The organism is Planctomycetia bacterium, assembly GCA_015075745.1.
In the GTDB taxonomy this organism is placed as follows: Bacteria; Planctomycetota; Phycisphaerae; order UBA1845; family UTPLA1; genus UTPLA1.
The window spans coordinates 911327-924582 of the sequence record JABTTW010000002.1; the positions used below are offsets into that span (position 1 = coordinate 911327).

The following is a 13256-nucleotide window of genomic DNA, read 5'->3' on the forward strand; positions in this document are numbered from 1 at the left end:
GCCGGGCGCCTCCAACTCATCGTCGCCGGCGACGCAGCCGAGGCCGAATCTGTCTGGCCCCAATGAGCAGGGCGAACGATACCGCCATCGAATTCATGATCGAAAGCCCACACAGCTTGATAGGCGTACCTGTCACGGGAGGAGCCGGCTGCGGCCCCGCCTCGCGGACGCTCACGCTGCAATCGCCGTTTGCGTCGTCAACAGGTCGGCCCTCCGAATTGACCTCTAGGCCCGGTTCATTGTTTGGACAGACGTCCACGCAGTCAGCCACACCGTCGCTGTCCGAGTCCGTATCCGCAACACCGCAGCCGCAAGTGCCGGGCGCAGTCTTATTCGGATCGCTCGGACAACTGTCGATGCAGTCGGGCGTGCCATCACTGTCGGAGTCGCCGCCGGCAATGTTGAAGGTCGCCACCAGCGTGTTGCCGACAATCTGAGCCGTGGCAGAGACGCAACCAGGGAACCTGGTCGTGACAACGGCGGGCGCATCACCCGTAATCGCGTTCGCCGTCAGAACCGTGATCTGGTCCCCCTGAGCCGGGAAGAACCCACCGAACTGCTTCAGCTCCAGCGTGCCGTTCAGGTTGGCCGTGGCCGCGACAACGAGTTGGTCGTGCTGCGTTCCCGCCGTCAGGCCGCCGACCTCAATGACCAGCCTGCCGCCCGCGCCCTGCGTGTAGTTACCGACAATCGGCACATTCACATAATTAGGATCGGGCGTGATGTTGAGAATGCCCGGCGACGCGCCCGGCTCGACCGTGCCGGCGACGTTGTTGACGTTCGACGAAAGATTACCCACGCCACGCAGCGCACCGCCATTGAGCGTCAATGAAAACGCAGTGAGGCTTCCTCCCGCGAGCTCCGTCAGGCCAGAGTTCTGAGTAATCGGGTTCTGAACGAGCATTCGTCCGGATGCCGCGCGAATGGTGCCGGTATTGGTAATCAATGCCCAAAGGATGCTCTCACCGGCCCCGCCCGTCTTTGTAAGCAGTCCCTGATTGTCAACCGGGCCAATTCCAAACCAGCGGCTGAACTCGAAGTCACCCTTGAGATCCACGACGCCGGTCGGCCGGTTGTTGAAGACTGAGAAATGAAAATTCTGCGCGATGACATTCGTCGTACCTTCATTCTCGAATGTGATATGCCCCCCCGTAAACGCCGGGCCTACGTCGTCAGGTCCGGTGACGTTCATGGCCGCGCCCTCGCGAATCGTCACCAGGGGGTTATAGATTCGTCCGCCCTGAAGATCGAGCTCGTGGGTGATGGCGAGGCTCCCGTTCCCGCCGATTCCATGGCCGGCATTCATGTTCCCGGAAACTCTGAGCCGAGGAACGACAAGCTCATATCCTGCGTCAACGGCATTGTTGGCCGCATGATTGACATGAAAGAAGCCGTCTCCCGTAATGTTCGTGCCCGGATGGTAGTTAGCCCAGCCCTCCATGCTGAACTCGGCGCCGGCGGCGATGTCGATCGTGCCGGCACAGTCAAGATTGTTGATGCATCGGAACAATCCCCCTTCGACGGATACCAAGCCGTCGCTGCGATTATTGAGCGGCACATTGAAGGCATTGGCCATCGTGGCCGTACCCGCTGTTGGCGGCTTTCGCAAGGTACCGTGATTCTCGACGGGCTTATCGACCAGGCCGGTCTGATGCAGCTCGCCCCCATCCTCAATCGTCACGACGGCGCCCGGCATGATGTTCAGGAATTGATTGAAGCATCCCAACGCTGCGCCGCTGGCGATGTTGATGGTGCCTTCAAGGTCAATCTGACCAAAGAAGTTTCCGATTCCGTTTTCCTGGATGTGACCACCGGGAAGAATGTGAAGATGCACATTCGGCTGCCCACCTTCGTCGGTGAGTGTGCCGGTGATGCCGAGGGTTGCTGAGCCGCCGAGTCGTCCGGTGGCCGCCACAGTCAGGTCTTCGATGGTAACATCCTGGTCCACAACGATTCCGTAGTTGGGGGAATTCTTGACAACGGCCCGACCCTGAATGACGACCCCGGGAACAAGCGTGAAAAACGCGCCGGTAATGCCCAACTCCGCGCCCGGCTCGATGAGCCAGTTTCCACCGATCGCGCCCGCCTGCGTCAATCGAAGCTCTCCATTCTGGATATGCACGAAGCCGGTATTGTTAAGATTCACTGCCCACTCGCTCACCCCTGCCGAACTCTTTGTCAGCGTTCCTGCATTTTCAAAGACGCCGGGACCAAAGGCAGTGAACAGAATCTTCGCGGCGTTCTGGACATCAAACGTTCCGGTTATTGAATTCTCAAAAATCGCCGGGCAACAGCCACCGGGAATCATGCCGATTGTCCAATCGCCCGCGCCGCTCCACGTCGCCGCGCCGTTGTTCGTCATGCGAAAGCCGCCGAAGAAGCTGAGCGTCTTGGCAGTGTCGCTTTGCATCGTCAGTCCACCGTTCAGAATGACCTGCTGCGCCAGCGCTCCGCCCGAGCGTCCGATTTCACCGGAGTTCCACACCATCGGGCCGTCGAATGTTCCGATCTCCGCAACCTGTAGTCCGCCATTGACCGTGAACGTGCCGTTCATCTGGGTAATGTTCTTCGCCACACCGGTCATCGCAGCCTGAACAGTGCAGTCAGAACCGATGAACACATCGTCATCGCCGCTCGGTAGAACGGGACAGAGCGGGGCCGGCGGAGAAGGGACATCCCAATTGTTCGACTTGGTCCCGGCATCCGGACCGCAACAGGCATGCCACAGCGTGTCCCCGCACGAGTTATCGAAGTGTCGATCAACCGCAAAGGCCGCCGGCAGGCCGGTCAGGCACAGAACGACGGCCGCATGGATTCCGCGAATCATGGCAAGCTTCATGACATTCTCCCGTGACGGTGTTCCCCGTAGATTTCCCCGGCAGGAGTCCCGGTCGGCCCTGACAATCGCATGTAACATACCGTTAGCATTGCAATTACGTCGCGGACCGGTGCGAGGTCCTGGCTGCCGTCCGCCCTGATTGCGACATTCGACCTAGTAAGGGGCCAGAAAAATTCTGAGATGTCAGATTCGGAGGTGCCCGAGCCGATTTCGGCCCGCCTCATACGCGGTTGTCTCTGGCCCGTCGGCGATCCGGAGACACGAAGTACTTCTGGAACGGCGCTTAGCGAAAACCTGACTCCGAGTGCCCCGAAGGGTAAGGTCCGGCGAAACCGCTATAATGGGCGACTCGGAATTTCGAATCGCCTGGAGCCTTTATCAGTGCCTGGACCGACCGTTTCATTTGTTTCCCTTGGATGCCCCAAGAATCTCGTCGACTCCGAGAAGATGCTCGGCATGCTCGCCGAAAGCGGCTGCGCGATCGTCGGCGACGGCGGTACGGCGGATGTCGTCGTGGTGAACACCTGCGGCTTTCTCTCCGCCTCGCGCGATGAGGCCATCGGCATCCTTCGCGACGCCGCCGAACAAAAGAGATCCGGCGAAATCAAGCGCCTGGTTGTCGCCGGTTGCCTGGTGCAACGCGACGGACAGGGGCTCATCGCGGAAGTCCCCGAGATCGACGCACTCGTCGGCGTCAACAATCGCGCCGATATTGTCCGGGCCGTCGTCGGCAAAGCCACCAAGAGCAAAAAAACCGGGAACTCAAAAAAGCAGACCCCGGCGGACAGCGGCGGAAACGGGCGCACGATTTTTCTCGGCGAGTATCACCCGTCTTCGTGGGCGAAGGACAATAAGTCCGATCGCTCGCGACTCCGTCTGACGCCCACGCATTACGCCTATCTCCGCATGAGCGAGGGCTGCAATCAGAAGTGCACCTTCTGCACCATCCCCTCCATCCGCGGGCCCATGCACTGCAAGACCGTCCCCGAGATCATGGCCGAGGCGCGCGAGCTCATCGAAGACGGCGCCGTCGAAATCAACCTCATCGGCCAGGACACCACCAGCTACGGGCAGGACATCGGCTACCAACCGGGCCTCGCAGGGCTTCTCGGTGAATTGAACAAGCTCGACGGCGCTCGCTGGATACGGCTCATGTACGCTTATCCGTCAGACTTCACCGACGAGATGATCGACGCCATCGCCGCCAACAATCGCATCGCCAAGTACATCGACATCCCCCTGCAGCACATCAGCGATCCGGTGCTCAAGGCCATGCACCGCCGAGTCACCCGCAAACAGACGGAACAATTACTCGAAAAGCTCCGACGAAAAATTCCCGGTGTCGCCATTCGCACGACGTTCATCGCCGGCTTCCCCGGTGAAACGGAAGACGACTTCGTCGATCTCTGCGATTTCGTGCGAGACTTCGGCTTCGACGCAATGGGCGTCTTTCCCTACTCCAGTGAGCCGGGCACGCCGGCGCATCGCATGAAGAATGCGATCCCCGGCGAAGCCATCGAGGCCCGCGTCGGCGCGCTCATGGCCATCCAGCAGGAAGTTGCCTTTGCACGCGCGGCCGCGATGAAGGGACGCACGATGGAAGTCCTGATCGATGACTTCGGACGCGGCGGTACCTACCCGGCACGCCATCAGGGCCAGGCCCCGGATGTCGACAGCATGGTCTATGTCGAGGGTGGCGAATATGACCCGGGCGAGTTCGTCCAGGTGCGCGTCACCGGCCACAGCGACTACGACCTGAAGGCCCGGCCGGTCTCGATGGGCCTGCCGATCCTGCACTGACTCGGGCCCAATCCCATCGCAACGCAATCAGGATGTTGGGCGCAGCTCGGATTCCGCAAGAATCGACTCGGCCTGCCCCTTGCGATACTTCTTGAGCGCCTCGCTCAACTCCGGTCGCTTGTTGGCGAGGATCGACACGGCCAGAAGTGCCGCGTTAATAGCACCCGGCTTGCCGATGGCCAGCGTGCCCACGGGAATCCCCGCCGGCATCTGCACCATCGAAAGTAGCGAGTCCATCCCCTTGAGAGACGCCGACTCCATTGGCACGCCCAGCACAGGCAATGTTGACTTCGCCGCGATCACACCCGCCAGGTGCGCAGCCCCCCCCGCCGCCGCAATGAGAACTTCGATCCCGCGCGACTCAGCCTTCGCGGCGTAGTCCAGTGCCTCATCCGGCGTGCGATGTGCCGATAGAACGCGCGCCTCATGCGCCACCCCAAACTTCGCAAGCGTCGCGGCACAATGCTCCATGACCGGCCAGTCCGACTTGGAGCCCATGAGAATTCCGACGAGTGATGACATTGCAGGCATGCTCCTCTCAATGAGTGGTGATCATTCGGCCGGCATCATAACCGGTATCCATCGTGCAATTGAAGGCCGCGGGCGCCGAATCGTTATACTTTGATACGCTGCCACTTCCCGCTGCGAAACCGCCAGATGATGAGCAGGCACCTGACCGTCAGATCGGCGAACATGCCCAGCCACGCGCCCAGCAGCCCCCACTGCAGCACGAATCCGCCGAACAGCGCCCCGGGAATCCGCACCAACGCCATACCGAAGAAGGTAATCAGGATCGGCAGCCTCGTGTCTCCGGCCCCGCGCAGAGCGCCGACGTAGACGATGAGCGGTCCCAGAACGATTTGAAAAAAGGCAAGCGCCCTCAGCGCCGGTACGCCGCATCGCCACACATCTGGTTCGTTCGAGAGCAATCGATACATCGCCTCGGCGCCGAAATAGAGCAGCAGCGCCGAACCAACCATCACCATCATCGTCTGCCGAACCGCCTCATTCGCGCACAGGCGGGCCCGCTCGGGCTGATGGGCGCCCAGATTCTGTCCAACCAGGGTCGACGCGGCAAATGAAAACGCATTGGCCGGCAAATAGGATAGCGACTCGATTCGAATCCCCACGATATGCGCCGCATAAATGATCTCCGTCGGAAACTCGCTCGGCACCCGATTCACAATGGTCATGAAGATAAAGTGCCCCGAAAAACTCAGGAGCCCATCGAGCGATGCAGGCGCGCCGACCCGAAACATCCGCCAGATCATCTGGCGATCGGGCCCTAGTTGCCTCGCATTCAGATGCACCGCCAATCCGCGTCGCTGAAGCAGCACGACAAACCCGAGGGCCCCCAGCCACCGCGCGATCGCCGTGCCCCACGCAATGCCCGAGACGCCGAGGCCCGGAATGCCCGCAACTCCGAAGGTCAGCACCCAACTGAAGACCAGATTGATCACGTTGACCGCGCCCAGCACCTTCAGCGGTGTGCGCGTGTCGCCCGCTCCACGAAGACAGGCCGCCAGGGCAAAGGATATCGAGGCCCCGATGTAGCCGATGGAGTCGATCCGAAGATACTGCACGGCGATCGCCGCTGAATCGCCCCGCAGATTGAGCAGCCGCGCAAATCCAGGCGCGACAAGCCCGATGACGAGCATGCCGACGGCCCCGACCAGTAATGAAAGCGTAAATGCCTGCCCCGTCGCCTGAGCCGCTTCTTTATCATTTCGAGCGCCGATCGCGCGGGAAACGATCGCCGTCGCGCCGATGCTGACCATGGCGAACAGCATCGTCATGAGCCAACTGACGTAACTGGCGAATCCGACCGCCCCCGTCGCCGCCGACGAAATCCGACCCGCAAGAAACGTGTCATTCCACGCAATCGCCGCGTTAAGAACTTGTTCGCCAAGGATCGGCAATGACAACCAGAAGACGGCGGAGCGAATCGGCCCCTCCAGCAGCGGACCTGCCTTATCGGTGGCACGTCCAGCCGTCATCGGCTCTTCAGACACCACGCCCGGCGTCGACGCCTCCGGCTCGATCGTGATGGCGGAGAACTCGGGATGTTCCTCTGAGAGGTGGGGTGGAGTCACGATGGGAGATCGCAGTTCATTGCGGCAATCGATGGACGCTTCACTTCGCGCAATGGACGACGACGTCCGCACATCCGCCGGCGAGCGCAGAGGTTTATAGCTCGCCCGGCCTGACGATTCAATCAGGGTGTCAGATAGGCATCGACGAACGGCTGAATGTCATGTCCGTTGACCAGGCCGTCACAATTCAGATCGCTTCTCACGAGTTGTGCTTGCGACTGCGGCAGGCCGAGAAGCGCCGCGCTGAACGCCGCCACATCATCGAGGTCCTCGTCAAAATCCTGGTCGATATCGACGCCGATGTTACCGGGAACACTCGCAGCGTTCGCCGGATCGCTGCACGCCTCGACCTCGGTGCGATCGAAGAACCCGTCGAGATCGCGGTCGATCCCGATGCGCGTCTCTGATCCCTTCGTGACGACCGTATAGGTCAACTCGCTGCCGGGAGCCGCCGACGCCTGCAGAGCCGCGGCCGTGATCGTCACGCCGGTCAAATCAGACTGAAAGACGTTCGCCCCGTTGTACTTCCAGCCGCGCTGAACGCCGCCCGCAATGCCCTTGACGACAAGTCCCACCTTGTTCGTATTCGCCTGGGCGATCATGCTCGATATCAGCGCCAACTGACCCGGCTCGGGATTGTTCGCATCGCGCAGCGTGGTCTGCCAGCCGACGGCCGCGTGCGTGTCACCCCCCGCGACGCCCGGTGGTTCGAGCGCGGTGCGCGGCGGATAATCCGAGCCGCTAAAGGCGAGCATGAGAGCGACGAGATCCGCCGTCATCTGATCTGATGAGACGCTGAAGACTGGCTCGTTCAAAAAGCTCTCGATGGAATCAACGCTGCCGTCGTGCAGCACGCCAAATCCCGCGGTGTTGCGAAGCTGCGTAAACTGAAAGCCCACTTTTTCGTATTGATTGCGCAGTTGCGGCACCTTGATGCTGAGATTCGTCGACCCGTCGAGTGAAACGAGCCCGAGGTGCATCTCACCATTCGGGCCCTGCGGGATATTCTGAAACGAGACGCCCACCAGCGCAGTATTCGTACCCATGCCCGTCGGCAGCGTGTGACATGTCACGCAGTTGACGCCATCCAGATTGCCCGTTCGATAAGCAGTCAGCCCGTTGACAGCATTGCCGTTCGGTAGCGGCTGGCCGGCAGGCGCAAACCGCCCCGTCGTGAAGTGCCCGGGAAGCGGGAGGCTCGTCGGCAGCGAATTGTCGAAATTGCGATACGGGTTCGGCGGATAGCGCACCGTCGCGAGAAAATTCTCAAACTCCTGCATCTCCGTCTGAGCCAACGGAAAATCGGCTCCCTGCAATGAGGCGAACGCCATCGAAAACTCTTCCAGCCCGTCACGGTCGCCGCGCCAATGATGCGGCTCCTTGCCGATGATGTCCTGCAGCGACTGCGTCGTCATCGGCCCCTTCATCGGATGCCAATCCTGACAGCCGCCGTCGGGGCAATTCTGACAATCGCCGCTCGGACAATTGATTCCGGCGTACGCGTTGAAGTCCTTCATATCCCCGCTCGGGTCGCCCAGGTCCCAGGCCAGCCGGTCCATTCGGGCATCCACATGGCACGACGCGCAGGAGATGTGGCCCAGCCCGGAATTCGCATGCGTATCGTACAAGTGCTTGCGCCCAATCTTGATCGCAGGCGGCGTCGGATCGTGTAGCGGGACACGCGGCAACAGCTCCGCCTCCCCCGTCGTATCAATCGTCGTGACGCTCGCCGCAAACTTGTTCAAGACATAAAGCCGATTCCGCGCCTCATCGAGCACAACGCCCGTCGGCCCCTCGCCGACTTCAATCGTCGGCGCTATCCCCGCCCGCACGCCCGACGCGTTGACGACCACAACATTGTTCGAGCCCATGCCGGAGACATAGCCGCGCGTCCCCGCCGCGTTCCAAACGATCCCGCGCGGATCGCCCAGCGACTTGTCGCGCTCCGATTGATCGATCGAAACAAACGGTACGCTGGTCCCGTACGTCAGATGAGGATTCAAATCGGCAATCGCGCTCACACTCGGCCCCGCCGGCGACACACGGGCCATCTCCACCCGAAGAAACCTCCCCTCAACCACCGGCTCGAAGCGCACCTCGTTCGTCGCATCGGTGCCGACGACCGTGACCTCGCCACTTGCCGGGTTCACCGCCAGCGCCATGCAGATGTTCATGCAGCCGGTCGCGTAAGTGACCGCCAGCGTACCCACATCGATGATCGCCACGTCATGATCGTACAAATCCCAGCCGACAGGCCGTCCGGAAAGCGCCGCCTGCGGACCGCTCACCAGATTCGTCCAGTCGTGGGAATTGTCATCCATCCACTGACCGGAGCCGTTCTTGCGAACGATAAGCCCCACGGCCGGAGGCGCAGGATTCATCGGGTTCTGTAACGGTTTGAAATTCACACCGTCATTCGGCGGCGGATTGACACCGCCGTAGGGCCCAGCCGGATCGCTCACCACATTCGGCGGGGTGCCCGACGCCATCGTCAATCCGCCCCCGAGAATCGTCGAATGGTTCCCCGACTCAAACACGGCGACATAGACTTCGTTGCGTACAGCGCTGTACGCCATCGCCCGGGGGTCCTCACCAAGAATGGCAATGCGAACAGGTGCCGCCGCAAGATTCGCGACGTCAAACACCAGCACGCTATTCGCCTGCGAGCACGACACGAAAGCCCGTTGCGGCGCACCGCCGAACTCCACGTCCGCGGGCTCGTCGTCGGTCCGTAGCGTCCGCACCACGTTCATCGACACCAGGCTGACAATGCTGACGTCGTCTGAGATATGATTGACCACCCACGCCTCGGTGTCGGATCGCGCCCGAACAGAAACGGGATCGAGCCCGACCGGCACACTGCCGAGCTTCAAAGGACGCCCACTCGTGACATCGAAGACTTCGAGCCGGTTATCCGCCGTGTTCACCGCCAGAAGCTTCGTGCCGTCCGGCGTCATGTCCATGGGGTGAACGTGTGGGTTCTCCCAATTGGCAAACTGCTGCGCCGACGCCGGACACCACGCCAGGAGACTTAGTAAGAATGCTGTATACAAGGAGAGTGATCGTGGCCTCATGAATCCTCCAAACCCCGGGAAGCCAGATTCTACCACGAAACCACGTGATAAGTCGGCCTTTTCCCCTGAATCGACGTCCCAAAAAGCAAAATCTGTTCACCTCACTGCACCCGCTCGCCGAGAGCGCGACGCCCGGTTGCATGGGTTCCTCACACACCGTCTCGATAGTCACGACTTATCCGCAGCCTGCCCCGGTTGAGTGTGAATCAGCAATCAAACATCAAGCTGGCTCCGTCAAGCCAACCCCGGCTACACTGCCGATGTGGACCCCCTATCGCCACAGATGGCCACCTGGACGACCGCACGCCCAATCGCGCCGTGGCTGCTGGCAGTCATTCTCGTCGCCATCTCCACGCATCTCTTTACCTTCTTCGCATCCGACTATGAGCCATCGATCGACGCGAAGGAGTACTTCGCGCTTGGCACAAGCCTTTCCGATGAGGGTGAGCTGCGCCTTCCGGATGGCAGCCGCGCCAAGCGCATGCCGCTTTGGCCTGCAACGATCGCACTGGCCGATGCCTGGCAGGGACGCGAACTCCTGCCCCACGCGATCTTCGAAATCCAAGCCGTCCTCTCGCTGATGAGTGTCATATTCATCGCACTGGCTGCCGCGAAGATCGCCGGCCCCAGCGCAGGCCTTCTCGCCGGTTTGATCGCCGCATTCTACGCCCCCTACCGAGCCCTTCAGGCTTCCTACCTCTGCGAGACAATGGTGATCTTCCTCTTAACCGGCGCTTTCCTCGCCTATCTCAGCTCGCTCAGGGCAAAAAGTACCGCCGCAACATGGAGCGCACTGACCGCAGCCTCGGTTGCCCTGGGCCTCGCCGTCCTCACGCGGGCAGATGCCGTCGTCATGGCGATCCCCTTTGCGATCGACACGTTGGCTCGCCGCAATCCCATCGGCGTCCGCATCGCCCGCACATCGGCGATGCTGGCCTGCGTCATCATTGCATGCATCGCATGGGGCCTGCGCAACGAGCGAACCATCGGCAAGTTCACCCTGTCCACCATCGGCGGGCTCAACTTTCACCTTGGAAACTGCGACGCCTACGCCGAAAACCCCGGCATGGATAGCGCCGACTACGCCGCCTTCGACCGCCTCCGCGAAGAGGAGGGGCTTTCCGAAGTCGAGGCCGACGAGCGCCTCTACGCAATGGGGCGCCAATTCCTTCGCGAGCACCCCGGACTCACGGCGGCCAACGCCCTCAGGAAAACGCGCGTCTGGTTTCAGTCAAACGTGACATGGAGCGCGCCGACCACCCTCCTCCTGATACTGTGGACGCTTGCCTTCCGAGGCCCGAGCCCGGCACGGCGATTCTTCTTCGGCGTCGCCGCGGCGTGGTCGCTCATCTGGTGCATCGTGCTTCAGGAGACGATGCGCCCCTGGGCGAGTCCCTTGTTCGTCGTGCCGCTCGGCCTGATCGGCATCGCCATCATGAAAGATCAAATCGGCCTCCGCCGTCTGCTCATCGGCCTCGTCGTCGCCCAGTTGGCCATCGCGATCGCCTTCGTCCCGCTAGAACGGCTGCGCTGGACCATCGACTGGGTCTTCATCATCACCATCGCCGCCGCAACGGCGCGCTTCTGCGATGCAAAGTCACATACGCAGCAGCACATCGAGGCGTCCGTGTAGTTCGTCGATTGCCCGAACCAGAGCCCGATTGATTCCCTCCTGCCCTGTCGCACCGCGTTGATTCCAGTGGCGGATCAGTTTCTTCAATTCGGCGAGATTCGGCTTTCCGCTGCCCAGAATGATGAGTTGACGAAGTCTTTGTAGTTCTTCTCCGGCCCCTGGCATATGACCTCCTTGATTTCACCGTCTCAAGTGTCTGATAAAGCCCGGCCCGCATTGGACTCTATGCCGCTGACTCGAATGCTGTCCACTCTCATTCAAAGAATCTCAATCGTGGCAACCTCGTCTCAATCGCCGCATACTACCTGCCACGGAGTCCTCTCGTGCAAAAGCGCGGCCTCATCATCTTCCTCATCGTCGCCGGCCTCTATTGCTGCTGCGCGCTTTACCCCTGGCACGACAGCGTCGAGGTCCGCCGCGCGACCGGCGTCGTACTCGCGACACTCATCCTGTGGATCACCGAAGTCGCCCCGCTCGGCGTCGTGGCCATGGCCATCCCGATCGCCGCGACCTTCACAGGTCTTCTCCCCTGGAAGGACGCCGTCGCCGCGTGGGGCGACGAGATCGTCTTCCTCTTCCTCGGCGCGTTCCTCCTCGCTCGGGCACTCGACAAGCACGGCGTCTTCGATTGGATCGTTCATTCCAAGTGGGCCACTTTCAAGACTGGCGGCTCAGGTTGGATGCAGACCCTCCTCGTCATGGTCATGGCCGGCGTGCTTTCAACCATGCAAAACAACACCGCCGTCACCGCAATGATGTTGCCGGTCGTGCTCGCCCTCGTGCGCCGCGTGAAGACGCCCGCCGCGCCGCTCCTGGCCCTTGCCTGGGGCGCGACCTTCGGTGGCATGGCCGTCCCGGTGGGGACAGCGCCCAACTTCATCGGCTACTCGGCGATGAAAAACATCGACGCGAGCGTGAGTTTCGTCTCCTGGATGCGCGTCGGCGTTCCGGTGTGGCTGGGATCATCGCTGATCGGCTGGTCCGTGTTGACAATCGGCTCGAGGTTCTTGCGTCGCCGTTCGTCGATGGATGACGCATCCGGCCAATCCGATCCGCCCCGCTGGATCAAGCCACTGCTCGTCACCGACGTCGGTCCCGAACCGGCTCACCATTCCAAGTCAATCCTGGCCGACAACACCGCGTCCACCGCCGGCCCCGCGCGGCGAATTGTCATCTTCGCCTTCCTCGCCGCGGCAACCCTTTGGCTCGTCCCCGGAATCATCCGCAGCGCCACTCCCGTGGACCATCCCGCCGCGATCTGGCTGCGGACCTATCTGCCCGAATCACTCGTGCCTGTCCTAATCGCCTGGGTCCTTTTCCTCGTTCGAACCGGTCCGGATCGCAAACCCATCCTTGATCGACACGACTTCCAGGCGCTCGACTGGGACACGCTCTTCCTGATCGCCGGAGGTCTGGCCATGGGGCGCATGCTCGAAACCAGCGGCCTCGCATCCGCCCTCGCCGACGGCCTTGCCCGCGCCGACATGCCGCCCGTCCTGCTCATGCTCTGCCTCGTCGGCGCGACCGTCCTGCTTTCCGAACTCACCAGCAACACCGCAACCGCATCGCTCATGGTCCCCATCGCCGGCTCGCTCGCCGAAGCGCTCGGCCTGTCCCCGGTGCAGGCGATCTGGCTCGTCGCCCTCGCCGCGAGTCTCGGTTTCGCGCTGCCCGTCTCAACGCCGCCCAATGCCATCGTCTACGGCACGCGCTTGGTTCCGCTGCGCTTCATGGCCGCCACCGGCATCATCGTCGATGCCCTTTGCACCGCCTGGCTCGTCTGCTGCGTCGTCATGTGGGCGTAAACGCTGTAGAAT

Annotated in this window: 7 protein-coding genes; 3 read left to right on the top strand and 4 right to left on the bottom strand. The window is 61.7% G+C overall.

Annotated features, from left to right (window positions below; genetic code table 11):
* Nucleotides 1–16: 16 nt before the first annotated feature.
* Entirely contained in the window at nucleotides 17–2839 is a 2823-nt protein-coding gene (locus tag HS101_17295) for a hypothetical protein (protein MBE7508022.1), read from the bottom strand.
* 381 nt (nucleotides 2840–3220) lie between these two features.
* Here HS101_17295 and rimO point away from each other — a divergent pair, with 381 nt between their 5' ends.
* On the top strand, nucleotides 3221–4639 hold the full coding sequence (gene rimO / locus HS101_17300) for a 30S ribosomal protein S12 methylthiotransferase RimO (protein ID MBE7508023.1): 1419 nt from the start codon (nucleotides 3221–3223) through the stop codon (nucleotides 4637–4639).
* A gap of 27 nt (nucleotides 4640–4666) precedes the next feature.
* Here rimO and purE read toward each other — a convergent pair whose 3' ends face one another.
* The 3 genes from purE to HS101_17315 all read right to left on the bottom strand — a co-directional run bounded on the left by purE (nucleotide 4667) and on the right by HS101_17315 (nucleotide 9806).
* Nucleotides 4667–5161, bottom strand: a complete 495-nt coding sequence (gene purE, locus HS101_17305; GenBank protein MBE7508024.1) for a 5-(carboxyamino)imidazole ribonucleotide mutase — start codon at nucleotides 5159–5161, stop codon at nucleotides 4667–4669.
* Between the two features lie 92 nt (nucleotides 5162–5253).
* A complete protein-coding gene (locus HS101_17310; protein MBE7508025.1) occupies nucleotides 5254–6732 on the bottom strand; it encodes an MATE family efflux transporter in 1479 nt (492 codons plus the stop codon).
* Between the two features lie 122 nt (nucleotides 6733–6854).
* Nucleotides 6855–9806 (bottom strand): hypothetical protein, encoded by a 2952-nt coding sequence (locus HS101_17315; protein ID MBE7508026.1) that lies wholly within the window; start codon nucleotides 9804–9806, stop codon nucleotides 6855–6857.
* Between the two features lie 283 nt (nucleotides 9807–10089).
* Between HS101_17315 and HS101_17320 the strand changes: the two genes are divergently transcribed.
* Both HS101_17320 and HS101_17325 read left to right on the top strand, forming a co-directional pair.
* On the top strand, nucleotides 10090–11439 hold the full coding sequence (locus HS101_17320) for a glycosyltransferase family 39 protein (GenBank protein ID MBE7508027.1): 1350 nt from the start codon (nucleotides 10090–10092) through the stop codon (nucleotides 11437–11439).
* A 323-nt stretch (nucleotides 11440–11762) separates the two neighbouring features.
* A complete protein-coding gene (locus HS101_17325; GenBank protein ID MBE7508028.1) occupies nucleotides 11763–13244 on the top strand; it encodes an SLC13/DASS family transporter in 1482 nt (493 codons plus the stop codon).
* Nucleotides 13245–13256 lie beyond the last annotated feature (12 nt).

Coding starts and splice junctions, on each gene's coding strand:
- HS101_17295 (MBE7508022.1), bottom strand. CDS start 2,839: ATGAAGCTTGCCATGATTCGCGGAATCCATGCGGCCGTCGTTCTGTGC.
- purE (MBE7508024.1), bottom strand. CDS start 5,161: ATGTCATCACTCGTCGGAATTCTCATGGGCTCCAAGTCGGACTGGCCG.
- HS101_17315 (MBE7508026.1), bottom strand. CDS start 9,806: ATGAGGCCACGATCACTCTCCTTGTATACAGCATTCTTACTAAGTCTC.
- HS101_17320 (MBE7508027.1), top strand. CDS start 10,090: ATGGCCACCTGGACGACCGCACGCCCAATCGCGCCGTGGCTGCTGGCA.